This window comes from Thermoactinomyces mirandus (assembly GCF_013868055.1).
Classification (GTDB): domain Bacteria; phylum Bacillota; class Bacilli; order Thermoactinomycetales; family Thermoactinomycetaceae; genus Thermoactinomyces; species Thermoactinomyces mirandus.
The window spans coordinates 85,477-109,341 of record NZ_JACEOL010000038.1 but is presented as its reverse complement, the minus strand read 5'-3'; the positions used below and the strand labels follow the sequence as shown (position 1 = coordinate 109,341).

21 protein-coding genes are annotated in these 23,865 nt (G+C 44.1%); 13 read left to right on the top strand and 8 right to left on the bottom strand.

Going from position 1 to position 23,865, the window contains the following annotated elements; all coding sequences use genetic code 11:
* The first annotated feature begins 381 nt into the window (after nt 1-381).
* The 5 genes from H2C83_RS12735 to cdiI all read left to right on the top strand — a co-directional run bounded on the left by H2C83_RS12735 (nt 382) and on the right by cdiI (nt 3,045).
* Nucleotides 382-777: a hypothetical protein gene (locus tag H2C83_RS12735; protein ID WP_181741334.1), complete on the top strand. Its 396-nt coding sequence runs from the start codon at nt 382-384 to the stop codon at nt 775-777.
* 348 nt (nt 778-1,125) lie between these two features.
* On the top strand, nt 1,126-1,302 hold the full coding sequence (locus H2C83_RS17425; protein ID WP_220184155.1) for a hypothetical protein: 177 nt from the start codon (nt 1,126-1,128) through the stop codon (nt 1,300-1,302).
* A 4-nt stretch (nt 1,303-1,306) separates the two neighbouring features.
* Nucleotides 1,307-1,699, top strand: coding sequence for a hypothetical protein (locus H2C83_RS12730; RefSeq protein ID WP_181741314.1), 393 nt, complete (start codon nt 1,307-1,309; stop codon nt 1,697-1,699).
* Nucleotides 1,700-2,110: 411 nt separating this feature from the next.
* Nucleotides 2,111-2,650 (top strand): CdiA family toxin C-terminal domain-containing protein, encoded by a 540-nt coding sequence (locus H2C83_RS12725; RefSeq protein ID WP_220184154.1) that lies wholly within the window; start codon nt 2,111-2,113, stop codon nt 2,648-2,650.
* 2 nt (nt 2,651-2,652) lie between these two features.
* Nucleotides 2,653-3,045 (top strand): ribonuclease toxin immunity protein CdiI, encoded by a 393-nt coding sequence (gene cdiI / locus H2C83_RS12720; protein ID WP_181741310.1) that lies wholly within the window; start codon nt 2,653-2,655, stop codon nt 3,043-3,045.
* Between the two features lie 221 nt (nt 3,046-3,266).
* Here cdiI and H2C83_RS12715 read toward each other — a convergent pair whose 3' ends face one another.
* Nucleotides 3,267-3,677, bottom strand: coding sequence for a TetR/AcrR family transcriptional regulator (locus H2C83_RS12715; protein WP_181741308.1), 411 nt, complete (start codon nt 3,675-3,677; stop codon nt 3,267-3,269).
* A 45-nt stretch (nt 3,678-3,722) separates the two neighbouring features.
* On the opposite strand from H2C83_RS12715, the gene H2C83_RS12710 reads away from it, so the two are divergent.
* On the top strand, nt 3,723-4,253 hold the full coding sequence (locus H2C83_RS12710; protein WP_181741306.1) for a hypothetical protein: 531 nt from the start codon (nt 3,723-3,725) through the stop codon (nt 4,251-4,253).
* 618 nt (nt 4,254-4,871) lie between these two features.
* A complete protein-coding gene (locus H2C83_RS12705; protein WP_181741304.1) occupies nt 4,872-5,693 on the top strand; it encodes an ABC transporter ATP-binding protein in 822 nt (273 codons plus the stop codon).
* A gap of 145 nt (nt 5,694-5,838) precedes the next feature.
* On the opposite strand, the gene H2C83_RS12700 is transcribed toward H2C83_RS12705, so the two are convergent.
* The 7 genes from H2C83_RS12700 to H2C83_RS12670 all read right to left on the bottom strand — a co-directional run bounded on the left by H2C83_RS12700 (nt 5,839) and on the right by H2C83_RS12670 (nt 17,040).
* Entirely contained in the window at nt 5,839-6,960 is a 1,122-nt protein-coding gene (locus H2C83_RS12700) for a KamA family radical SAM protein (protein WP_181741302.1), read from the bottom strand.
* Between the two features lie 434 nt (nt 6,961-7,394).
* The gene (locus H2C83_RS12695; RefSeq protein WP_181741300.1) at nt 7,395-9,032 is read right to left on the bottom strand and encodes an SLC13 family permease; all 1,638 of its coding nucleotides are present in this window, start codon (nt 9,030-9,032) and stop codon (nt 7,395-7,397) included.
* Nucleotides 9,033-9,400: 368 nt separating this feature from the next.
* On the bottom strand, nt 9,401-11,584 hold the full coding sequence (locus H2C83_RS12690) for an ATP-dependent Clp protease ATP-binding subunit (RefSeq protein WP_181741298.1): 2,184 nt from the start codon (nt 11,582-11,584) through the stop codon (nt 9,401-9,403).
* A 780-nt stretch (nt 11,585-12,364) separates the two neighbouring features.
* On the bottom strand, nt 12,365-13,045 hold the full coding sequence (locus tag H2C83_RS12685; RefSeq protein ID WP_181741296.1) for an NTP transferase domain-containing protein: 681 nt from the start codon (nt 13,043-13,045) through the stop codon (nt 12,365-12,367).
* Nucleotides 13,042-14,031: a DMT family transporter gene (locus H2C83_RS12680; protein WP_181741294.1), complete on the bottom strand. Its 990-nt coding sequence runs from the start codon at nt 14,029-14,031 to the stop codon at nt 13,042-13,044. Before H2C83_RS12680 ends, H2C83_RS12685 begins: the two co-directional genes overlap by 4 nt.
* Entirely contained in the window at nt 14,028-15,890 is a 1,863-nt protein-coding gene (locus H2C83_RS12675) for a phosphotransferase (protein ID WP_181741292.1), read from the bottom strand. The genes H2C83_RS12680 and H2C83_RS12675 overlap by 4 nt, the downstream gene beginning before the upstream one ends.
* 310 nt (nt 15,891-16,200) lie before the next feature.
* Entirely contained in the window at nt 16,201-17,040 is an 840-nt protein-coding gene (locus H2C83_RS12670) for a LicD family protein (protein ID WP_181741290.1), read from the bottom strand.
* 392 nt (nt 17,041-17,432) lie between these two features.
* Here H2C83_RS12670 and H2C83_RS12665 point away from each other — a divergent pair, with 392 nt between their 5' ends.
* The 6 genes from H2C83_RS12665 to H2C83_RS12640 all read left to right on the top strand — a co-directional run bounded on the left by H2C83_RS12665 (nt 17,433) and on the right by H2C83_RS12640 (nt 23,470).
* The gene (locus H2C83_RS12665) at nt 17,433-18,683 is read left to right on the top strand and encodes an alkaline phosphatase (protein WP_181741288.1); all 1,251 of its coding nucleotides are present in this window, start codon (nt 17,433-17,435) and stop codon (nt 18,681-18,683) included.
* A gap of 423 nt (nt 18,684-19,106) precedes the next feature.
* Nucleotides 19,107-19,631, top strand: a complete 525-nt coding sequence (locus H2C83_RS12660) for an FmdE family protein (protein ID WP_181741286.1) — start codon at nt 19,107-19,109, stop codon at nt 19,629-19,631.
* Nucleotides 19,632-19,775: 144 nt separating this feature from the next.
* Entirely contained in the window at nt 19,776-20,450 is a 675-nt protein-coding gene (locus H2C83_RS12655; protein ID WP_181741284.1) for a class I SAM-dependent methyltransferase, read from the top strand.
* A 22-nt stretch (nt 20,451-20,472) separates the two neighbouring features.
* Nucleotides 20,473-21,558: a FecCD family ABC transporter permease gene (locus H2C83_RS12650; RefSeq protein WP_220184153.1), complete on the top strand. Its 1,086-nt coding sequence runs from the start codon at nt 20,473-20,475 to the stop codon at nt 21,556-21,558.
* The gene (locus tag H2C83_RS12645) at nt 21,555-22,307 is read left to right on the top strand and encodes an ABC transporter ATP-binding protein (protein WP_181741282.1); all 753 of its coding nucleotides are present in this window, start codon (nt 21,555-21,557) and stop codon (nt 22,305-22,307) included. Before H2C83_RS12650 ends, H2C83_RS12645 begins: the two co-directional genes overlap by 4 nt.
* Before the next feature lie 53 nt (nt 22,308-22,360).
* The gene (locus H2C83_RS12640) at nt 22,361-23,470 is read left to right on the top strand and encodes an iron ABC transporter substrate-binding protein (protein ID WP_181741280.1); all 1,110 of its coding nucleotides are present in this window, start codon (nt 22,361-22,363) and stop codon (nt 23,468-23,470) included.
* Nucleotides 23,471-23,865: the final 395 nt, after the last annotated feature.

Below are 23,865 nucleotides of genomic sequence, written 5' to 3'. Positions count from 1 at the left end.
ACAAACGGGGTTCATTAAGTTGGATGTATATACATAACTAAAAGTGATGCATGTTCATTACCCTTGAGTTGAGGGTTTGAATTTCAATCTGCTTTAAACTCTGAAAGGCTGATAAACAAATTACCCGAACCGGTACAAAAGTTATTTAGCAAAGACTTTTGGAAAAGCATGGTTCGATTCCTCCTTGGCAGAATGAGAATCAATTGGAAAAATGTTGTCGTCACCCATGAATCACACACTTTTAGAACAATTGATGGTTGGTAAAACAGGATAATTTTTTGAACATGAGAAAAGCAGTGCGTGGGATTTATTGAGAAAGGCGGTAGCATAAAAAATGAAAAATGACCATGAATCAAAAGATGATCTTTTTAATATTGGTTGATGGAAATGGATGATAAGCTTGATGAATTCCTTGAGATCATGCCACAAGACTTAAATTTGGATTTTAGTCCGCAGTCATTACTTCGATCAGAAGCCTGGATGCTAGAAATATATTCAACAGTAAAAGATATTTTAAAAGAAAATGAAAAAAGTACACTTGATTTTTTAGCTCGCTATGCTGGTGAGGTATATCGGAAAAATTTCAATGGTAAATGGAAACTCTTCTTAGATGATCCGGATAATGTTATTTATGAATTGCCAGTGGTTATGATTTCAGGCTTAGATCCTATCTGTCCGATAACTGAGGTAACAGCCAGTTTAGACCGCCGACGAGGGGATTATATATATGATCTATTTCAAAAAACTGCTGAGCGAATAAGTGATGACATTAACTAATTTGGATGAGGAACGAACAGGAATATTGAAACGCTGGCAGATATTTTTCTTTGTTTGTTTGAAGAAAAGAAAGAAAATGAAAGTATGAATGATTGATTTCACTAGTTTAATTCAACAATGTGTATTTGATTTTGTGTATGAGTCGTCCATTGGGGCGGCTCAGATTGTTTTTAGTGCTTCTTTGGTGAAAATATAAAGGTGGGAAGCTGCCAATAAACTTGAACAGTCAGGCTGCAACACAAATAACTCATTTCCTGAAATCCATGAAAAAAGTCCGCTTATAATCACACCGCGTTTCTGATCTTTAACTTTTTCCCAATCTTATTCTCCCGGCTAGTCCTTGATGAAATGTTGCTGGATATGTTGTTTGGGGGCATTGCAGGAGCCATATCTGCCTTGTTTGGCTTGGCAGCCGGTACAGGAGCTTTTAAAATGAGTCAAATGGCTGGACGACCTGTTAATTTTATGTTATTTGAAAGTGTGGAAGAAGCACTAAGAAGACCTGGTATAATGGCGGTGACATGATCGAATGGGTATATATGTTACATATGGAACTGTTAAAAATGATTTGTCAGCAGTCAAGAATGATTTGGAAAAGGCATTAAATATTCAATTCAAATTACATGAAAGCAGTTATTGGGATGAGTACTATTTATTTAAAACAGACGACAAGCAAAAGATACGGATTAATTACAACTTTGTAGATGGTGATTGGCTTGAAGATGAATTCAGGCAATATCCTGTTCTGATAAAATTAATGAGCTTGAAAAATCTGGATGAAGTCATGGAAGTGATTAAGAAAGAACTTCCATACGCTAAGCCAATCCGGAAAACAGAAATAATTCCTGGGATCAAAAGCAAAGAATATTTATTTATTGATGATAAACCTGCATTAATATCAGAACAAGAACTGAAAAAATGATTCTAAAGGTTGAAAAGCTGTTGGCGAGTCTTTGCCAACAGCTTTTCAGTTGGGACATTTGAAGAGAAATTTTTTATACACGTTTCCCCATTTTACTGGTACAAAATTTTTTCAGAAAAGACTGCTGAAAAGGTATATCCAGCGACAGTTATGGGAGGCGTTAATATTGGTTGAAATAAAGTATAGAATAATTGAGATTTTGATGATTGAGGAGAAATTGTTGACTGTACAATATAAAAAGCAATGATTGCCTTGGATGTGTAAAGAACTGGGTTAACAGCTCAGTTCTTCTTATTTTGCAAGCGGCACGGGTTATGCCACCGGTGCAGGAGCTGCCGGGAGCAGTGTGGTTCGTTGGCTGGGCTAACTACGGCACCCACGAAGATTGGAGATACCCCGTTAGGAGAGTGGTTGCAGAAGTTTGCTGCTGAAAGCGGAGAAAATGGAACCACCGTCGGCAGTTCAACTGTGCGAATTACAGTGCAGTTTGCAGAAGGCTTTGATGACCATTTGATTAGAGGAAATGGAATAGGGAAAGGCAAACAGGGAGTGATTGGTGCCCATAATATGGAGGAATTTGTTCGAACGTTAAAAGAAACGGGGGTAGAAATAGATAATTTAATAATTAGTAAGATGCAACACCCGAAGTTTCCAGGATTGTATGATATTGAATACAAGCTTCCATCCCTAACCTATGATAAAAACGGGAACTTGGTTCCATCTGGTCAATATAAAGTGATAAAGAATCCTAAAACTGTGTATGACCCTGAAGTTTATTCAGATCAGCAAATGATTCAGGGGGGAAAAGAGGCCATGCAAGAAGGAATAGATGCCAAAAGAATTGATGGGAGATTTGTTGAAGGATTTAGCACCAATGGAATGAAGTTTGCAGGCTGTCTAAATGAACAAGAAAAAATAAAAAACTTTTATCCTGTAATCAAGGAGAAGTGAAAATGTACAATTCTGAAGAAGAAAACTATAAAATTATGAAAACAATTGAAGAAAAAGAATTATGCATAAGAATTTTCTTTAGTCTGGTTGGGAATTACTATTTTATTAGGTGTCTAAATGAATTTAAAGAAAAAACTGGTTTTGGGAAAGAGGAAATCATGATTTTATTTCATCAGGATTTTGAAGAATGGGAAAAATACCGATGTAAAGAAAATGAAGTTGCTCTGTTAATGTATTATCCGGCCGCTGAGGAAGATACCATTGGTTACATGGATTTTGAACAATTTTATCCTTATGTTAATCAATATGGACAACAATTTATTCAGAGGCATCCAGAGAAAAAAGAAGAAGTTACTCGTTTGTTAAAGGAAATCAAGGAGAGTTGGGGGATTTAAAATTTTATTGGGTATGTCTTCGTTCCGTCTCCGCCTTGCAAAGAAGCAGTCGTGACGTTTGAGCATTCCCTTCCAGGCGGGCTCACTTGGGCCCAAACGGTTTTGCCCGTTTTTCCTGGAAGGCAATGTTTTCTTTTGAAAGCAATCCGATCGTTTTCAAAAATCGCTTTCTCACACTTGTTGACAAGCCGAAAGGAGTTGAATTTCCCAGCTCCTTTCCCTTATTTGCAAAGGGATCGCAGATGGTATTTTAAGGTGCGAATCATTTTTTCGTAAGTGAACTGTTTTGGATATAACAGGTGGTGCATAGCCATCCTGTCCTCCATTTCAATTCTTCTCTCTTCATCGATGGGGAGTACCTCACAGATCGCCTCGGTCATAAACTCCATGGGATCACCATCGTATTTCCTTGCTTCTGCGCGCTCTTTTACCCGTTTGGCTACCAATTCCATCGAAAAACGCAACAGTTCCGATTGTGATGAAAAATAGTGTCGCAAGGAGCCAACGGAAAGCCCGGCTGTCTTGGCAATTTTCCTTACTGTTGCCTGCTCAATCCCCTCATTGACGATAACTTTCCAGGCAGCTTCGGCAATTTGGATTTTACGTTTTTTGTGATCAACAAGTTTAGGCATGCGTCTATTTTAACACACTTGTATTAAATAAAGGTGGGTGTTTGCTTGATAGGTTGGCTTATCATTGGCTGTGAGATTGCGTTCTGGGTGTTTGTTTTAGCAGGCTTGACAGCGAGATATATATTCAAGCAGAAGAAACTTGGTTTATTGTTGCTGATTTGCACGCCAATCGTTGATCTCATTTTGCTTGTTGCAACCGTAATCGATATCAGAAATGGGGCGATTGCCACCACTGTACATGGCCTTTCTGCCATTTATATAGGGGTCAGTGTGGCATTCGGGCATCAGATGATCAAGTGGGCAGATGAACATTTTGCTTACAGATTTGGATATGGAGAAAAACCGGTTAAAATAAAAAAATACGGGAAAGAACACGCCAGACAAGAACGTGAGGGATGGTACCGCCATTTGTTGTCCTGGTTAATAGGCGGGGGAATATTAACAGGCATTATTCTCTATATAAACAACAGTACACAGACGGAAGCATTGCTTCACACGCTGCGGATTTGGTCAATCGTCCTGGCCGTAGATTTTATGATCAGTTTCAGTTATACGCTTTTCCCGAAAAAAGAATAATAGCGGTTTTGACTCTGTTGAGGGACTGATGGTTTAATTTAATGGAACATATATGTTTAATATAATGTAATATACAAGTGATGCCAATATTGTTTACTGGAACAGAAGTTATCAAATGTGAATCCCCGCAAGACAAGTTGAAAAAGGGAGAACCTGGCTCCTGTCCGGTTTTGTTCTGGGCATTATGAATATGATCCGGAGACTGGCTTCCAACAGGCATCCTTGTGGGGGATCAACGTACCATTAAAGGAAGTGCTGACAAGGGGAAAATTGGACATAGGGCACTGCCTTACCGGAAGGAAAGCAGGGACCGGGTGCCAGTCTGGAACCGTGTGAAGAGCCCGAAATTTTCAACTAGTCAGAGAGAGTTGGAGATGTGATTGAAGAGGGATTTCCCGCCCCGTTCTTTTGCATTAATCTTTTAGAATTTAACAATTAAGGGGGCTGGACAGATCCGTACGAACAGCTGTTGATGCAGAATGGAAAGTATTGATGACTGTAAACTCTTGACCTTGTAACAAACGGGTTTTCAAGAAAAATATAAAAAGGCCCGGATAAAGGAGGAATAATGCAGTATTTTCTTATCCACGCAATTACATAAATATGGGGTGAAATGCCATGGATCGGATTATTACCTTCAAGGATGTATCATGGAGAAGAAATGGTCAGGAAATTTTGCGCCAAATTAACTGGGAAGTAAAGAAAAACGAGCACTGGTCCATTCTGGGGTTAAATGGTTCCGGGAAAACATCATTATTGGATATCGTCACAGGTTACCGTTTTCCGACTACAGGGAAGGTTACCGTTCTGGGAAATGAGTTTGGCAAGGCAAATCTGCCTGAACTAAGAAGAAAAATTGGATATGTGAGCAGTTCATTGGAGAGATTTTCACACGTTCTGGATCATGAAACAGTCGGGAACATTGTTGTAAGTGGCAAATTTGCTTCCTTCGGTTTATATGAAGAAGTTTCTGATGATGACCGGGAAAAGGCAGATTCCTTGCTTTCCGCGTTGCGTCTGGCTTATTTGAGTGGCAAGACGTATCATATGTTGTCACAGGGAGAAAGAAAAAGAATACTTGTCGCCCGGGCGTTAATGAGTGATCCTGAAATTCTCATCCTGGATGAACCCTGTACAGGGTTGGATGTGTTCGCTCGTGAAGAATTGTTAAATTTGATGAACGAAATCGTCCAAAAAAATTGTCATTTGCTTTATGTGACTCACCATATTGAGGAAATTGTCGATGTTATATCGCATGTGTTACTGATTCGTGATGGGAAAATAGTTGCTTCGGGACCAAAGCAAGAAGTTTTGACAGATGAATTGTTATCAGAAGTATACAAAATGCCGGTAAAAATCCGTTGGGAAGAAAACCGCCCGTGGCTGACGATAAAAAAATTTTCAAACGGAACAATTGGATTGCATAAAATTTCGAGTTAATGGTTTATTCCTTGCTTGTGTTCAAAACAAGGTGTAATCCAATATGATGGATCAATGGAAAAGGGAAAAACATATTTGTTATGGTTCGGATAAGAATGATTGATATCGCGGAGAGGAGAGATCCGAACAGGCTGAAATCAACTATTTAAGGCATCATATGAACATCCTGCTTGTCAAGCAGTTCTCCGGCTCCCGGCAGGTCATCAAACCATGCCGCATCTTCCGGGCATTCCAGTTTGAAAAAGTGGCCATAGTACTCCGGGTTGCGAGCCTGGTGATACTTCAGATAGATATGTTTGTCATCCACGGCTAAAATTTCAATCTTGCCGGAGGAATGGCTCATCACATAACGGACCCGTTTGCCGAGACCGGAAGTCAGGGACTTGGCTTTCTCGATTTTTTCATAGGCTTCCCGGAAACTGAGGATAAAATTGGCGTTTCCGGCCACGGGCCGATTTTGGAAGAAATAGTAGGGAGTTACCCCGGCCCAGGACAATTTGTCGAGGAGTTTGGCCAGTACTTCGGGATCATCGTTGATTCCTTTTAGTACCGGCGTCTGGTTGACCAGTATGACCCCGGCCTTCTGAAGTGCGTTGATTGCCCGGAGGGCTTTCCCAGTCAGTTCCCGGGGATGGTTGAAGTGAGCCATGACATAGATTCGTGCATCAGGCCGGGAGAAATTCGACAGAGTCTGAAGCAGTTCTTCATCTTCATAAATTCGCATCGGATTGAAAGAAGGAAGCTTGGAACCAAGGCGGATGATTTTCACATGTGGAATTTCCCGCAGGCGTTCCAGGATTCCCTGTATTTTTCCTGTGGACAGCATCAGGGAATCGCCTCCGGTTAGAAGAACGTTGTTGATCTCCGGGTGGTTCCGGATATATTCCACTCCCGGAGATATATTCAGGGAGGCTTCGTGAACGTCGTTCCGGAAGAGTCGCTTGCGGAAGCAGAATCGGCAATAGGAACCACATACTTCCGAAACCAGCAACAGGGCGGTGGTGCCATACTTGTGTTGGCATCCGGGCGCGACATAGTTCCTGTATTCATCGGAGGCGTCCCACTTTCCGTATTCATCCAGTTCGGCCTCGTCAGGGATGATCAATTTACGGATGGGATCGTCGGGATCATTCCAGTCAATCAACGAGAGATAGTAGTCGTTTACCCTGAAGACGAATTTGTCAGTGATGTCAGTCAGCTTTTGCCGCTCTTCCTCGGGCAGGTTCTCGATTTTACGAATGTCGGTGATGTAACGCGGATGCGGCATCAAAATCCCCTCCTCCATGAAGTCTGCTTTGGTAATTCATGAGTTTTTGCCGTTGATCCAGTTCAAGTTTACTCCGACTTCTTGTTTTCATAAGATCGATCAGGGATTTGAAACCCTTGATCCTGCTGTTTGCTGGAAAGTTGGACGATCGCCCCATTACCTGACTTGTACAAACATAACATCTGCAGTTTTCTGTTTTATAAAGCCCCGAGTGGCGTGTAGACCTCCCCTGCTCCGCATGTTTAAAAAAGGAGAACACAGATTAAGTATATCACAGGTTTTCGGTACAAGACGGTTGTATATGGCATTTCAATGACCCTGAGAAGCAATTACAAGACTTGAGGGATGAATTGGCCTGAATGAGACTGTGATGGAGAAGAAGAAAAAAGAAAGGAAGAACATCCATGCTTGCCACGGGTTCTTCCTTTTTTATGTTATCGAAACTGGTCCGGGACGCTTGTCAGATCAATTCCCCAAGCGGCCGGAAGCAGGAAATAGATTGCAAAAGTTACAAGAAAAATCCCAATAATGTTTAAGGCCAAACCGGCTCTTGCCATATCCGGAATTCGTAAATAGCCTGATCCGAACACAACAGCATTGGGTGGTGTTGCAACAGGTAACATGAAAGCGGATGATGCCGCTACTCCTGCCGCAATCATCAGCGAATATGGATGTATGCCCAGTGCTATTGCCAGAGATGCCATAATTGGATACATCATGGAGGCAGTTGCTGTATTTGATGTTATTTCGGTCAGGAAAATGACAAGTGCTGTAACCGCCGCGATGACAATTAAAATGTTAACACCCTGTAATGCTGTTAATTGGCTTCCAATCCATTCGGAAAGTCCTGAACTGACAAATCCGGCGGCAATGGCAAGACCACCGCCAAATAACAGCAGGATTCCCCATGGCAATTTAACCGCTGTATTCCAGTCAAGCAAAGCATTCTCCCTGTTTTTGGAAGGGATAATAAAAAGCACGATCGCAGCTGCCATAGCGATAACGGCATCAGTAATATTTTCGTTGATTTTAACGAGAATAAAAGTTCTTGTGATCCATGCGAGTGCAGCTGACACGAATACAACAAAGACCGCTTTTTCCTCAAATGATGGTGCGCCGAGTTCCTTTTTCTGGGACTGAATCACTTCCCGTCCACCTGGAAGTTGCTTCAGTTTTACTGGATAAGCAACTTTTACAAGATAGAACCAGGCAATGATGATAAATACCCATGCAATCGGCACCCCGAATAACATCCACTCGGCAAAGGAAAGTTCTGTGCCATATGTTTTTTCAATTGCACCGGCAAGTATTGTGTTTGGGGGTGTACCAATTAGCGTTGCAATTCCGCCCAGGGAGGAAGAGTAGGCAATCCCCAGCATCAATGCCTTTCCAAATCGGAAATTCTTTTTCGACGTATCGATCGAAGGGTCACCCTTCAATGCTTCTGAAACCTGGTAGATAATAGCCAGGCCAATTGGAACCATCATCATGGCTGTAGCGGTATTGGAAATCCACATTGATAAAAACCCGGTTGCCACCATAAACCCAAGAATAATTCGGTTGGTGTTTGTTCCAATTTTCGAAATAATGTCAAGAGCAAGTCGTTTATGAAGATTCCATTTTTCCATTGCAAGGGCGATCATGAAACCACCCATGAACAAAAAGATGGTTTCGTCTCCATACGAAGAAGCAGTTGTCCCGATATCCAATCCACCCGTTAAAGGAAACAGCACAATTGGAAGCAATGATGTGGCCGGAATGGGAATTGCTTCTGTCATCCACCATACAGCAATCCAGGTTGTACTGGCCAGAATTGCTTTCCCTTCTGCTGATAATCCTTCCGGTGAAAAGAATGCCAAAATCAGAACAAATAAAACAGGCCCTGAAATGAGCCCTGAAAACTGGGATGGCTTGTAAATACGTTTGCGATTTCCATTATTATTACGGGTTTGTAAGGTGTTTTGGGGGTTGGTGGTACGGATGTTCGTATCATTTGGTTTAACAAAAAAGCGAAGCAGTTCTTTTGCTTGATCATGTTTATCCCATAACCAGTTCCATGCAGTTGTGACCATGGATGTCTCCTTTCTTATAGCATGATTCTGAATATAATATTTATTGGTTTTATTTAATTAATATACAATATTGTATGATTTTTTCAAAAAACCACAAGTATAAATGCAATTAGTCTTAAACTAAAAATATAATTATATTGGATTGTTTATCCAAAATCGCGGAAAATTCCACTTTGAAGGGAGCTTGAAGGTTATTATTTTAAGACTCCGGGAATACCTGGGCCTTTTTTTCAACTGAGGAACTTTAATAGTTCAAAAAGTTATCTGTTTGTCTGATATCTGGTGAAAAGGTGCGGGTTTCGGGATGGACAGTATGCATCAAAAAGGCGTCCGCAGGTCTTTTGCGAACGCCTGGATTTATTTTATCTTCATCCCTGTGCTGTTGCTGTTTGCACTTTTATTTTGTCGCCATCGGTATCCACGGTCAGGTGAGATACCGCATCATTTTCCAGCAGAACATCGGCAATTTTGTCTTCCACCAGTTCCTGAATCACCCTGCGCAAAGGGCGGGCACCAAACTGCGGGCTGTATCCCAGTTCTGCCAGCCTGGTTTGCGCCGCCACGGTAAATTCGACGGTAATTCCCTGTTCTTTTAATTGTTTGCTTACTTCTTGCAGCATGATGGTAACGATTTGCAACATGTTTTCCTGTGACAGGCTGTTGAATTCGATAACAGCGTCCAGACGGTTGAGAAATTCCGGCTTGAAGTAACTGCTCAGGCTGTTCAGCACACTTTGTGTTTCCGCCTGATTATTGCCGAAACCTACCCGGACTTTGCGCTCGGCGGTGCCGGCATTGCTGGTCATGATGATTACTGTGTCCTTGAAACTGATTGTCCGGCCCTGACTGTCGGTCAAACGCCCGTCTTCGAGGATCTGAAGGAATATGTGCTGGACATCGGGATGAGCTTTCTCAATTTCGTCCAACAGCACAATGCTGTAGGGTTTCCGTCGTACTTGTTCCGTCAGCTGCCCTGCTTCTTCATATCCGACGTATCCAGGCGGTGATCCTATCAGCTTGGACACTGCATGTTTTTCCATGTATTCACTCATGTCGAGGCGAATGATTGCATTCCGATCGCCAAACAATTCTTCAGCCAATACCTTTGCCAATTCGGTTTTCCCAACACCGGTAGGACCAACGAAAAGGAAAGAACCGATCGGCCGCTGGCTATTCTTCAACCCTGCACGGCTGCGCCGGATGGCACGGGCCACTTTGTTTACCGCATCCGGTTGACCGATCACTTTTCGGTTCAATCGCTCTTCCAGATCTCTCATCTTGGCCTGTTCATCCTGTTGCAACTTCCGTACAGGAATTCCTGTTTTTTCTTCTACAATGGTCTGAATATCAACGAGATTGACCCTGGCAGCAGCCGACTTCCTGTTTTCCTTCAATTGCTGGATCAGGTGTTTTTCCTCGTCCCGCAACCGGGCTGCCTGCTCGTATTGTTCCTCTTTGGTGGCCTGTTCTTTTTCCTTTCGTACCTGGGCCAGACGTGCTTCCAATGTGTCAGAAGTCCGGCCGCCTTCACGCAGGTTGACTTTGGACCCTGCTTCGTCCATCAAATCGATGGCCTTATCTGGCAGATAACGATCCTGAATATAACGGTGGGAAAGAGTGGCACAGGCGGTCAAGGCTTCATCGCTGTAGACGACCTGGTGATATTGTTCGTATTTTTCCTTTAAGCCTTGCAGAATTTGAACCGTTTCGTCAATACCCGGCTCATTGACCAGCACCGGTTGCAGCCGGCGCTCCAGCGCTGCATCCTTTTCAATTTGACGGTATTCCTTCAAGGTGGTGGCTCCAATCACCTGGATGTCACCGCGGGCGAGGGCCGGTTTTAAAATATTGCCTGCGTCCATGGAACCCTGGGCAGAACCGGCGCCTACCAGGAGGTGAACTTCGTCGATAAAGAGAATTACATCCCGGCGTTGTTGCAGTTCCGCCAGCAGTTGTTTCATCCTTTCTTCGAACTGGCCGCGGAAGCTGGTGTTGGCTACCAGACTGGCTACATCCAGGATAAATACCCGTTTGTGTTGCAACTTTTGGGGAACATTTCCCTGGACAATCCGCTGGGCGAGTCCTTCGGCGACGGCTGTTTTTCCCACTCCGGGTTCTCCGATCAGTACAGGATTGTTTTTGTTGCGGCGATTGAGAATTTCGATTACCCGTTGAATCTCTTTTTCCCTTCCTATTACGGGGTCCACTTTGCCCCCTTGGGCGGCGGCTGTCAAGTCCCGTCCCAGTTGTTCCAGCAGACCACCACGGCTTCCGGTGGTCGTTTGTGTCATAACCTGTGGGTCTTTCCCTTCGGGAGTAAAAGGAATTCCTTTAGAATTGGCAGAGCCCAGCAAGCTTTGGAACAGGTCGCTCACCGGCCCTCCTTCGATGCCGAAAGGCAATCCTGGAAAAGGAGAATGGCTGTCCGTCATTTGCTGTTGAACCTTTTTATAACATGTACTGCACAGATTCAGATTCTGAGTTTGATAATTGATTTGCAGGTGAAGATGAATCGTTGCAGGATTGGTCTTGCATATTTCACACACATCCATCGTTATTACCTCCTTCACTTCGATGGAGTGCCAAAAAATTTGACTTTGACTTTATTTGACCTTTCAATTTCTATTATAATCATTTTATTTTTGGATGCAAGTCCCAAAGGAGAAAAATCCCAGAAAAAAACATATACTTCTCGATATCCCATAGAAATACAGAAAAAGGATCATTTTATCTGTAGCGGATGAACTTGTCGCAATATTGGAAAACCGGTATGTAAATAATATGGAAAACTTTGGTTGGTTCGCTTGGATAATCCTGTAAGCAATATCAAAAGCCTGTTCCTCACCGTGTCGTAACAATAATATATTCAGGAGAGAGGAACAGGCTTGGGGACCTGAAGCGCTTTTGCCGGAATTCCCGTTTCCTCTTGCCGGGGGATTCGTCAGGGTCGTCTTCATGCCGGAAGAATCTGACTGAATAAAGATTTTCGTCTTATCTTTACAGATTCTGGATTTGACGCTTTTGTTTCATCCAGCCAAAGCACTGGTTGTAGAGTCGGCGGCATGATGGATCCATAGTTCACATTGTCCGGGAATATGGAATTCCTGTTGTTGCAAACATAGACAATGTATACTGAAAAACGGCCTGTACGATCTTGTTGGCGGTAATAAGGGATTTGCGCAGGTGTTGGATGAAGAAGGGCATGGTGACTTTGTGTTCCGGCAGGCGGGAAAAAAGCGTTTTGTTTTAAGCGTCCGTTGGACGGTGGGATCATTCTGATGGGGTCAGGTGTCCGCACTGATGAAATCAGGCACGGACACTGTCCGGAACGGCTACAGCACTTCCTGGCGCAACCGGTGCAAATCATCAATACAATCGATTTCATATGTATCCGGGGCATCGATTTTTTTCAGATAGACATTTAAATCGTCGATGTTATCTTTGACAATGTTGTCCCAATATAAATCTTTGAAGTTCCCATTTGCGACCGTTTCTTCCAGTTTCCTGACAAGTTTTCGGCCGTCCGCCTCGCTCCAGTAGGAAATGCCGCAGAGGATGTAATTGTTTCCTTTCTCATCGATGGTAATGTTTCGGACTTTGTTTGTCCGGTCTGCATGGATTACCCATTCGTTGCGAAACGGTTTTTTTGCACTGAAATATAGAGATGTATCCGGTTTTTTCAACAGGAAATTGCGGCGCAAATAGTTGTCAGCGTCGATGACATAAGCACCGGGTAAATACTTCCTGACCAAATACATTGAATAGACATTGTTGTAACAGTCAAATCGGTCATTGCGAATAAGCGTCACATGGTATTTCTCTTTCAGGTAAGAAAATTTTTTATGGAGATAACCGGTCACAACGACGATCTCCCGGACACCAATTTCTTTCAGGAAACGGATTTGCCTTTCCAGTAGTGGTTCGCCGTTTATTGGTATGAGGGATTTCGGAGTCGTAAAGGTAATCGGGCGGAGTCTCGTTCCCATTCCCGCAGCCAGCAAAATTGCTCTCATCGGTTCGCCTCCTTTATGTGATGGTTCAGGAATCTCTTAAAGAACCCCGTGACATTGAATTCATCTTTTCCAGCCACCGTCAGCACTGAACCGAAAATAATCATGAAGCAATAAAATACCATCCGGAAAGTGAAGGGTTGCGCAAAAAAGAGAAACCTGAAGAATATTGCCCAGGCAGAATAAGAGATGTTTAAACTCATCGCCCTTGTGGGACCAATTTTGCGGATGGCTTTGTAATAAAACAGGTACGATACCGATCCCGCCAATGCAACAAGAATAATAAAAAACAGCTCTTTGCTTGTGATCACTTCCGTTGCAAGTGTCCAGCCGCCAAAAGACGGGAGGATGATTGTGCAATAGGTGACCGCGGAAACGAGTTGACGCAACTGGAGGGATTGTTCCGGGGTGATTTCATCTCCTTTCATCCCGCAGGCGACGATGACGCATTCCATCCCCCAACCGAAGATGCATAGAGCAATGAACAAAAGTCCGAGACCATATTGGGCGGAAAATGCCCCGGATCCCGAGTATCCGAGTAAGATGATGAACAGGATACTGATGGAAAGGCCGACCCAGTTTTTGGGATACAGACGGTCTTTCAGGATCAGAAAAGAGAAGAACGCCCCAACCGCCGGATAGACCGCGGAAAACGAGGCGGCATAGGAAGAACCCAGATATTTGATGGCGAGCACATAAAACGTCATTCCGAGGGGGCCGCCAAGAAGCGCTCCCAATATGACAAACCGGCCGCTGGTCGTTTTGATTTTTGACAGTGCCGCCTTCAATTCTCCTTTAAGTGACAGGTATCCGGCTATCCACAGGCTCGATGCGGTGTCATGCAGAAACGTTCCCACCAGCGGGGCGAGAAATAATGCCTGCTCTGTCGACACGAACATGGAATGGGTGAGGATTACGCCGATGAATACCGTGTCCAGTGCCCACATAATGCCGGACAAAAATCCGTAAGCCACCCCCTTGTGCTTCATGCTGACACCTTCTTCGACAAGAAAAATTCCGTGTTGGCGATTGCCCGGTTATACCGCGTGATGCCGTAATCTCCGAAATTGTCGCCTTTGGCTTCTTTGTAAACAGTCCACAGGCTCCAGATGTAATCCTGGAAAATCTTGTGCATAAGCATCCGCATCCGGATTTTTTCGGTGATTCCTTCTGGAAAGTAGAACGACAAAAACAGTTCTTCTTCCCGTTCCGTAAAAGAAGATTCCAATGAATAAGCGGCCAAATCCCAGACCGGATCGTTTAACCCGGCGTATTCCCAGTCGATAAGATAGATCCGGTCGTCTCCGCTTTTGACGAAATTATCCGGCAATGTGTCATTATGACATGGCACAAGTGGAACTTGCATGGCATCGTACATCGCCTTGATTTTCAGGACCTCTTCTTTCAATTTGCGGAAGTTCGGATAAAAATGCCCGTTGACCTCATCCACGAGCTGTTCGTATCTGGCCTTTATTTGCCCGATATCAAATTTGTTTTTCATCGGAATCCCGGAAGTGTGCAGCTTTTTTAAAATCCCGGCCACAAGCTTCATATTTCCTTCTCGCCGTGCCATCTTTGGGGTGAGTGTTTCCGCGTCAGGGATCATCTCCGAAATTTTCATGCCTTTGTTTTCATCGAAATACAGGATATTCGCGTTGATTCCGAGCCGGCTGGCAAGCACCGCATTTTCCTTTTCGATGCGGCGGTCGATCATTTTTTTCGTTCCGGCCCCCGGAATGCGGAGCACATACTCCTTCCCTCCAGCCACGCTGATTTTGTAGTTTTTGTTCGTCATCCCTCCCAAAGGGGAAACTCCCGTAATTTGGTCCTGGGGAATCCCAACCGTAGATGAGATTGTCTCTTTAAATTGATGGACGAAATATTTTTCTTCTTTCCGTTTCAATTTCGGGTAAACAAGATTGAGAATGCGGATATAATGCTCTTTCGTGTCGATATCGGACCAGATCAAATCATTGATTTTCAGATATCCGATTTTGTACTGGCGGGAGACGTCCAACAGCAAATATTCATAATTCAGAAACGGGTTCTGGTTTTCTTTGTATTCTTCCAGCATCAGTTGGAAGACATCATAAGAAATTTTGCTGATCCCGACCATTTCGCCGTTGATCCTGTTCAGCTGATGGAGATCCTTGGAAATTTTGAATATGTATTGGTTGCGAAGTTCCACATAAGCTTCGTTGCCTAATCCGCTTTCTGTCGCGATCAGCATACAGTCCCGCTGTTCATTATTAATCAATTGAGTGAATGCTTGTTCCTCAATTAGAATATCATGTTCAAGAACGAGGAAATCTCCGGAAATTACATTTTTGGCACAAGCAAGGGAGGACATCGAACCAGTCCATTGATAGCGGGGATTTTCAACGAAAATAATCCCCTCTTCATCAAATAACTGGCTGAAGGCTTCTTTTTTGTATCCGGTGACGATGATGATCTTTTCGATTCCATGTTTTCTCAGAATATTAATGTTCCGTTGTAAAAGCGTTGTGCCGTCAAGCGGCAACAGACTTACTGGCAGATTGAACTCTTTTGTTTCCCCGGCGGCCAGAATAACGACTTCTTTTACCTGCGCCGTTTTTCCACCGTGAAGATAAACCTTTTTATCCTGATAGGAAGCATACCGGTTCTTCAAATAACGGATTCCTTGTTTGGTAAGGTAGTATTGTGTGCTACGGCCGTGTTTCTGTGTACCGATCAGGCCCTTTTCCATCAAATCGCGAATGAGATAATTGACTTTGCCGGCGGAAAAATTGCAGAGCTGTCCGATGAATTTTTGATTGATGTGGACATGTTTGTTGATGGTCTCCAACACCTTTAGTTGGTCTTCCATTGCAATCCCTCCTGTTATGCTGTTGTTATTATTCTGTTGTCAGGATTCGGAAACCAGGTGTGGTGAAGCCGGGGAAATCCGGAATGGATTTGGCAGGTAAAAGAAAGGATAAAAAAATAACATTCAATTTTTGAACATATTCATTTTATCACAAAATAATTTTCTAGTAAAGTTTAAATGCATAATGGTAAAGGTTTATGATGTTTTTTCAAGATGCTTCCAGTCCAAAATTTAAGGCATCAAAAAAAGAGAGATGTCCATGTGATAAAGTCATCCCTCTTTTTTGATCAAAAAGTGAACAAAAAACACTTTATAATTTTAACTCCGTGAACATATGCTTGCATACACGCTGTTCTTTGGGCGGTAATTCCATGTAATTATCCCCGTAAAGGGTCTTCAGATAGCGGTCGCGATCCTTCAGGGCCATGAAAGTGTGATGCTCAAATTCGATTTCCCCGAGGTCGTGAAAGATCCTGATGGGCAAGATCATGGTATCCTTTAACTCAGTAGGAATGATTATGGAATTATCCCCATAAGTATATTCAAATTCTGAATGATGATTGTATTTCGTTTTGATATGGGTTTCCCATCGGTTGAGCCGGTTAATGCCGAACGCTTTCCCAAGCGGCCACAGAATCCTGCCTATTATCTTCCGCAAACGGCTGTGGCGCTTTTTCTTGAACTGCAAGGTCACCGAAAATTTGGTGAAGTAAATGAAAGCAAGCATCAGGCGGTCGATTGCCCGGATGACTTTATTGTCAGGGATGCGGTCGATCGGGAAAATATCTATAAAAACACCCCTTTTTATATCCAGTTTGGAGGTAGTATGCTCGACGAGGAAGGTACGGGTATCCACAAGTTTGATGAAATTGTGGGGAAAATTGTGGTCCGTCTCATAGTGTTGGATGAACAGGTAATCCGGCAAGTACTTTTGTCCTTCCTTCAGAAAACGTTCGTAATCTTCCCGCAACATCGCCACATCTGCGTCATCATCCCAGGGAATGAAGCCGCCGTGGCGCACCGCACCCAGCAGGGTTCCGGAAGAAAGCGTATAGGGAAGGCCCATTTTCCTTGCGGCCTTGTCGAATTCCCGCAAAATCTCAAACTCTTTTTTTTGCAGTTGTTTTACTGTTTCTTGTGAAAGTTTCATTTGCAACCACCTCTACATTTGTTCTATTAAAATGGTAGCACAAATAGGTTTCCAATTCGGTGGCTGATACTGCTTTCAGGAGGGATATTGTTGCGTTGTGCCGTTAATCACAGGCGGAACGCGCCTGGAGATGACTGTCAAATTCTGCATTTGGCTAACATGTTTTAACATTTTGTGAAAAATCATATCTGTCTCCTGAATTTTTGGCTTTTGGGAACTTTATCTGATTATTTTCTCTTGACTATACTTTTAGTAATTTTTAAAAGGGTATTTATCTTTTGTTGATATAGGGGGATTAGAATATAAAGGGATCGTAACAATGCAGTTTTGTGCGAAAGAGTTTCGCAGAGTTCCTGAGACGGGAGAGCATTTTTAACGGGGAGTGATCATTCATGAACAAACGCAGTTGGTTTGGGATAGTCCTGGCTGTGGTTGTGGCCATCGCAATGGTTTCTTTTTCCCAGGTGCGGGCAGGTCAGGCCAAACAGGCACCCCGGACGAAAAACGTGATTCTGATGGTCGGTGACGGAATGGGAAAAGCCCAGCGTGATGCGATTCGCCTGTCCAGCGTCGGCCTCCATGGGGAAACGGCAATGGACAATATGCCCTATACTGGCTATGTACACACCAACTCTGCTGACCCCGAAGAGTTTGTGACCGATTCGGCCGCTGCCGCTACGGCCATGGCTACCGGGGTCAAAACCTATAATGGGGCGATCGGTGTCGACCGCCACAAAAAACCGGTGGAAACCGTTCTGGAAAAAGCCAAAAAACTGGGCAAAGCGACGGGTCTCGTTACCACCAGCCAAGTGACTGATGCGACTCCGGCTGCTTTCGGGGCCCATGTGGAGGATCGGGATGATCAGAGTAGAATTGCGCGGCAGTATTTGGAGAACAGCCGACCGGATGTCATTTTGGGCGGTGGAGAGGATTATTGGTATCCTGCGGGAAACTCCGGACGGCATCCGGATCGGCCGGCTGATGATCCGTCCGAAGGGAGCAAGGGAACGGAAGGAAACCTGGTGGAATTGGCGAAAAAACTGGGTTACCAGTATGTGAGTGACCACAGAGAATTGCAAAAAGCAAATGGAGCCAGGCTTCTCGGTCTGTTCGCCAATGAGGAGATGTTCCAGTACGGCACAGAAGCGGGGGACAAGTACAATCCGCTGGTTTCCCTGCCGGAGATGACGGATAGAGCCCTTGAAACCCTCTCCAGGAACAAGAATGGATTCTTCCTGCTGGTGGAAGAAGAGGGGATCGACAGCATGTGCCACGTAAACAACGCTGAACTGGCAATCGAGGCAGGCCGGCAGTTTGACAGGGCGGTAGCCCGTGCCAAGAAATTTGCCAGGAAACATGGCGACACTCTCGTAATTGTGGTCGGTGACCATGAAACGGGCGGTTTTACCATTGAACCGTTGGACGACTCCGACGAGTCCGGGGATGGCACTTCCGCGGAGGATGGCCCCTTCCCGGTAGCGAAATCCAACCAGCAATTTATCGTGGATTGGACAACAGAGGGACACACTGCGGTGGATGTTCCCTTGACTGCAATGGGCCCGGGGGCGGAAAGGCTGCAAGGCGTCTATGAGAATACACATATCCACGATGTGGTCGTGAAACTGATGAGGGCGGGAAATTAACTCTTGTAAAACTGACAGTGTCTTTGATGGCACTGTTGTTTTTTTGAACAGGATCGTGCCGGAAGAGGAGCGGAGTAATTTATTCAAAATAATTGAGCAAAAAACAGGTCAACTCGTAGATAAAAAATAATAAATTGACATGTTTTCTTTATTGTAGTAAATTGTTTTATGATAAATTTTTACAGAATATTAAAACAAACGTTCGCAGAAGAAGTCCATGAGCCTGTTGCGCTCTGCGTTTTACAACCAGCTGAACAAACCGGCAGAAAAACCTGGTCCTGAATAAATCACCAAAATCCAGCCTTCTTGTTTTTTTAGACAAGTTGACAGAAGATTATTCGCCTCGCCTTTTTCCTCTCTTTAAAGGTTTTTAAAGAATATTTTAAAAAAAAGAAAAGTGACACTTGTTGAAAGGAGAATTTCATGAATAAAGAACTGTGGAAGAAATCAGTGGCATTTCATGGCCATGAATGCCCGGGGCTTGCCATTGGTTTCAAAGCTTGTGAGGCCGTGATGGAAAAGATGGGACTTGAATTCTCAAAGGATGAGGAGGTTGTATGCGTTACGGAAAATGATGCTTGTGGTGTGGATGCTATTCAGGTGATCACAGGCTGTACGGTCGGAAAAGGGAATCTTGTTTTCAGAGGGACAGGAAAAATGGCTTTCAGCTTTTACAATCGGCTCAATGGAGAAAGTCTCAGAATGATTGTAAAGCCATTTGAAGGAGAAATGGATCACCAGCAACGCCAGCAATACATATTGAATTCACCGGTGGACGAACTTTTTCATTTCAGCAAACCGGCCTTTAAAGTGCCTGAGAAAGCAAGACGGTTTGCGACGATTGTGTGCGAAAATTGCGGTGAAGGCGCACCAGAGCACAAAATCAGAATTAGATCCGGCAGGAAGGTATGCCTTGACTGCTTCGAGTACTATGCGAGAGGCTGGTAGGGCATCAACTACTTTGAGCAGGCTTGGAGCAAAAAAGAAGTTGATCCGGCAGCAAGGCAAACGTTTTGGGACAACAGGGCTGAAGAGTTTAATCAACGGGTTTATAAAGGCGAAGGAGAAGAGCGCCGGAAAAAGATATTTTCGGTGCTGGCCTCAAAAGGGATGCTGACAAAAGATGCCAATGTGCTGGATATAGGATGCGGTCCAGGCAAATATGCTGTAGAATTTGCAAAGAAAGCAAAATCTGTTACAGGGATTGATGTTTCTCCAAAAATGATCAGGTACGCAGAGGAAAATGCAGCTGCGGCAGGCCTTTCCAATGCCGAATTCAGGGTTTTGGATTGGGAAGAAATTGATCTTCAATCTGCAGGCTGGGACAAGAAATTTGACCTTGTGTTTGCTTCCATGACTCCTGCTATAAACAGCAGAACTGCACTTGAAAAAATGGTAAAGGCCAGCCGGGGAGCTTGCTTTTTGAGTCATTTTGTTGAGCGCAGGGATGAGGTAAAAGACCGCCTTGGCGAGTATATCGCGGGAAAGGATACCAAAGCCGGGCATGGAAAAGCTATCTACTGCAGCTTCAATATTTTGTGGCTTATGGGCTTGCATCCTGAAATCACATACCTTGATACTTCATGGGAACAGATTATGACCATCGAACAGGCAGAAAAATTTTACTGCTCTTATTTTGGACTGACACAAACATTAACCTCCGGGCAGAAGGATTTTATACAAAGCTATCTTCGGCAAATATCTGAAGACGGACTGGTTAAAGAAACTGTCCACGCCAAAACAGCCTTGATGACTTGGAAAGTTTAATAAAGGAGGAGACAAGAAAATCTTGAAGCGAGAGCGGCCGATCATCAATACTTCGAACAATACAGCCATGTATCATAAATATACAGCCAAGAAAAAAGTTGTCATAAGCCTGCTTTTTTTGCTCATTGTCATCGCATCGCTGTTTGCCATCAATGCCGGTTCAGCCTCACTCAATCTGCTTCAAGTTATTCAGGCGATCCTGGGAGATGGAACAGATGTTTCCGATATTGTGATATGGCAGATTCGTCTGCCTAGGGTTCTGGCAGCGATTATTGCCGGGGCCGGCTTGTCGGTGGCTGGCTGTGTGATGCAGAACAATCTCAGAAATCCGCTGGCTTCACCTTCAACACTGGGGGTCTCCAATGCTGCAGCTTTTGGAGCCAATGTAGCGATTATCGTATTTGGAGCTGGAAGCATACATAGTGCCGGAGCCGATGCGGTTATGATCAACAACCCTTACCTGGTGACGGCTTCCGCTTTTATCTGGGCCATGGCGGGAACAGGGATTATCCTGCTATTGGCCAGATTTCGCAGTTTTTCCCCTGAGGCAATGGTGCTTGCGGGTGTCGCTTTAAGCTCGCTCTTTTCCGCGGGAACCATCCTGATCCAGTATTTTGCCCAGGATGTCCAAGTCGCTGCAGCTGTTTTCTGGACGTTTGGGGATCTTGGCAGGGCCACGTGGAATGAAGTTTTTATTCTGGCGGGGATTGTTGGCTTTTCTTTTATTTATTTCATGTTCAGAAGATGGGAGTACAATGCGCTTGACAGTGGAGAGGAGACGGCAAAAAGTCTTGGTGTTCATGTGGAAAATATCAGGATGGGTGGAATGTTTATCGCTTCCCTGATTACAGCTGTATCCGTTTCATTTCTGGGGATCATCGGTTTTATTGGTCTCGTTGGGCCACAAATCATGAGGAGGATCATTGGAGAAGATCATCGCTATCTTATCCCGGCCTCAGCACTTGCCGGTTCAGTGCTACTCCTGGTATCAGATACTCTGGCCAGGACGATGGTCGCACCTGTTGTCCTCCCGGTAGGGGCAATCACCTCCTTTTTTGGTGCTCCGCTGTTTCTCTATTTACTGGCAAGGGGGTATCAGAAAAAATGATTTTGTCTGTGGAAGGATTGGCATTCAACTATCCCAGTCGTTCAGTCATCAAGGATATCAAATTTTCCATTTCTAAAGGCGATTTCTTGGCCATCTTGGGAGTTAATGGAGCTGGCAAATCCACATTGCTGAAATGTATCAACAGGATTTTAAAACCGCATACAGGCACCGTCTTCATAAAGGGGGAGGAAGCCTTTAAACTGGGCAGGCGGGAACTGGCAAAAAGGATCGGGTATGTGGCACAGCGAAATGAAAGCATCAGGTCTACCGTTTTTGACGCCGTGTTGCTTGGAAGAAAGCCGTACATTCAATGGGAAGCTTCTCGCGAGGATCTGGAAATTGCCCAAGATGCTTTAAAATCACTTGGCCTGACGGAATATGCCCTCAGGTATCTGAATGAATTAAGCGGAGGGGAACAGCAAAAAGTGGTAATCGCGAGGGCGCTGGCACAAAAACCTGAACTTCTTCTGCTTGATGAACCAACCAGCAGCTTGGATTTGAAAAATCAGTTTGAAGTTGCCAAAATCATAAAAAAAGTGGTCAAAGAACAACAAATTGCTGCGGTCGTTACCATGCATGATTTGAATCTGGCCATACGCTTTGCAGATAAATTCCTGTTATTAAAGGACGGAAAGATTTTTGCAGCAGGCGGTATTGAAGTCATGACTCCTGAAAATATTGAAAGTGTTTATTCCGTTCCTGTGAAAATCGATAAAATTGAAGATGTGCCGGTTGTTATTCCTGTATAGGCAAAAGCCGGTTCAGCCCGGATCAATTTAAAACGTTACAGGGTGTGTGAAATATGAAAAAGAGAAACATATCGTTATTGGCTGTTGTGTTTTTTTGTCTGATATTGATTTTGGGCGGATGCTCTACCGCTGCAAAAACTTCTTCTGATCCTGGTTCAGAAAAAATCACTGTGACGGATATCCTGGGAAGGCAGGTTGAAATCGGTGCGCAGGCAGAACGTGTGGTAGCGGTTGGCCCAGGGGCGTTAAGGTTGCTATGTTATTTTAATGATGCGGATCTGATCGCCGGAGTTGAACAAATGGATAAAGATAATTCTTTGGGCAAGCCCTATATCATGGCTAATCCATCGTTCGCAAACCTTTCCGTGATCGGCCAGGGCGGTCCGAATAATGCACCCGACCCGGAAAAAATCCTTGCGGTCCAGCCTGATGTGATTTTCAGCACATATGCATCCGATAAAGCTTCCGCAGATAATCTGCAATCCAAAACAGGCATACCTGTAGTTGCCATCGGTTATGGAGAAACTTCCGCGTTTGATCCGGCAGTAAATACATCGATAAGGTTGATCGGAAAGGTAATTGGCAAGGAGCAAAAGGCCCGGGAGATTGTGGATTACATTGACAGGTGCAAACTTGATCTGGATAAAAGAACGAGGGAGATCCCCGAAGATAAAAAGCCAAGTACATATGTTGGCGGACTGGGCATGAAAGGGATGCATGGCATTGAGAGTACACAAGGCAATTATTCTCTGTTTAATGCCGTCCATGCCAAAAATGTAGCGGATGAAACCGGAAGAACCGGTTCGATTATGATCGACAAGGAGAAGCTGCTTGAGTGGAATCCGGATAAAATCTTTATTGATGGAGGCGGATTCCAAATGATCCAACAGGATTATCAGAAAAATCCGGGATACTACAATACCCTGTCTGCCGTCAAAAACGGGGAACTCTATTTACAACTGCCGTATAATTTCTATACTACAAATATTGATACAGCCATAGCGGATGCATACTTTATTGGAAAAATTCTTTACCCGGAACAGTTTAAAGATATTGATCCCGAAAAGAAAGCTGACGAAATCTACAAATCTCTGCTTGGCAAGGAGTTATATGATCAGATGGCCCGGGATTTTGGAGGATTTAAAAAGGTGACCTTGCCGTAAGTTCAGTAAAACAATAAGAATGGATTAATTACAGCCCGATCTGCCAGCTTTGTGCCGTGGGCTTTTTTTATTGCTTTAACCGCAAACCTGGAGACAGAAATGGATCAGTTAAATATATCATTATCGGTCCAGCATTGTTACAAGCGTTATGTAGCGGGTATAAATTTTTTCCCATGATTCAGATATGAGAGAGAACAAATATGATGCCGCGGATCTGTTTGGACTGTGCGGCTTTGGTTGGCACTGCCAATATGTCACAGAACAGGGAGCGAAGCACGTAGTTGGTATGGATCTCGCTGAAAAAGGCTGGAGGCAGCGAAGATAGTATCAGGTGTCTGGCAAGTCAGGGTCAAAGAAGATCTCTCCACTATACTGGAGCAACTTATTGATAAAGC

Bases quoted from the DNA above. Each gene is read 5' to 3' on its own strand.
- H2C83_RS12735 (WP_181741334.1), top strand. From the start codon at position 382: ATGGAAATGGATGATAAGCTTGATGAATTCCTTGAGATCATGCCACAA.
- H2C83_RS17425 (WP_220184155.1), top strand. From the start codon at position 1,126: ATGTTGCTGGATATGTTGTTTGGGGGCATTGCAGGAGCCATATCTGCC.
- H2C83_RS12730 (WP_181741314.1), top strand. From the start codon at position 1,307: ATGGGTATATATGTTACATATGGAACTGTTAAAAATGATTTGTCAGCA.
- cdiI (WP_181741310.1), top strand. From the start codon at position 2,653: ATGTACAATTCTGAAGAAGAAAACTATAAAATTATGAAAACAATTGAA.
- H2C83_RS12715 (WP_181741308.1), bottom strand. From the start codon at position 3,677: ATGCCTAAACTTGTTGATCACAAAAAACGTAAAATCCAAATTGCCGAA.
- H2C83_RS12705 (WP_181741304.1), top strand. From the start codon at position 4,872: ATGGATCGGATTATTACCTTCAAGGATGTATCATGGAGAAGAAATGGT.
- H2C83_RS12700 (WP_181741302.1), bottom strand. From the start codon at position 6,960: ATGCCGCATCCGCGTTACATCACCGACATTCGTAAAATCGAGAACCTG.
- H2C83_RS12695 (WP_181741300.1), bottom strand. From the start codon at position 9,032: ATGGTCACAACTGCATGGAACTGGTTATGGGATAAACATGATCAAGCA.
- H2C83_RS12690 (WP_181741298.1), bottom strand. From the start codon at position 11,584: ATGGATGTGTGTGAAATATGCAAGACCAATCCTGCAACGATTCATCTT.
- H2C83_RS12685 (WP_181741296.1), bottom strand. From the start codon at position 13,045: ATGAGAGCAATTTTGCTGGCTGCGGGAATGGGAACGAGACTCCGCCCG.
- H2C83_RS12680 (WP_181741294.1), bottom strand. From the start codon at position 14,031: ATGAAGCACAAGGGGGTGGCTTACGGATTTTTGTCCGGCATTATGTGG.
- H2C83_RS12675 (WP_181741292.1), bottom strand. From the start codon at position 15,890: ATGGAAGACCAACTAAAGGTGTTGGAGACCATCAACAAACATGTCCAC.
- H2C83_RS12670 (WP_181741290.1), bottom strand. From the start codon at position 17,040: ATGAAACTTTCACAAGAAACAGTAAAACAACTGCAAAAAAAAGAGTTT.
- H2C83_RS12665 (WP_181741288.1), top strand. From the start codon at position 17,433: ATGAACAAACGCAGTTGGTTTGGGATAGTCCTGGCTGTGGTTGTGGCC.
- H2C83_RS12660 (WP_181741286.1), top strand. From the start codon at position 19,107: ATGAATAAAGAACTGTGGAAGAAATCAGTGGCATTTCATGGCCATGAA.
- H2C83_RS12645 (WP_181741282.1), top strand. From the start codon at position 21,555: ATGATTTTGTCTGTGGAAGGATTGGCATTCAACTATCCCAGTCGTTCA.
- H2C83_RS12640 (WP_181741280.1), top strand. From the start codon at position 22,361: ATGAAAAAGAGAAACATATCGTTATTGGCTGTTGTGTTTTTTTGTCTG.